Genomic DNA, 398 nt, shown 5'->3' with positions numbered 1-398 from the left:
GGAACGTGGGCAGAGCGGCTTAATGCAGGAAGGCTGGTCATAATAGACAAAGCCACCGGTGCCCGGTGCGTCAGGTAAATCCGGCACCGAGGTTGACCGTACGTTCGAATCGTACCGTTCCCACCCAACAGAATAGGAGGCGATCATGAGTAGAGTTCAGTGATAATCAACTGGAGGTCTCATGAAAGCAAAAGCATTTTCCCGTCGTGTAATCAGTTATGGTCCGGGCGGTTTCCATTGCCCGTGCTGCGGCCCGGCTCCGGGTGCGCGTCGAGACGAGCGGCAGCAGAATCGTCGTGTCCTCAATCGAGTGCTCGACAAAATCGAGCGTCAGGAACGAAGCGTAGAACACATCGATGTCGGCACCGTCAATGACTGGTGTTTTGACTGGGATTGGT

The 398-nt window shown here is 55.0% G+C and carries 1 protein-coding gene; it reads left to right on the top strand.

Features of this window, described 5'->3' with window-relative positions; genetic code table 11:
- Window positions 1-181: 181 nt before the first annotated feature.
- A partial coding sequence (locus tag AC1RPH_RS07960) for a hypothetical protein (protein ID WP_481762050.1) occupies window positions 182-398 on the top strand: 217 nt, incomplete at its 3' end.

Source organism: Dellaglioa sp. CoH-57-MRSF-16 (assembly GCF_056782055.1).
This window is presented reverse-complemented; position numbering and strand designations above follow the sequence as displayed.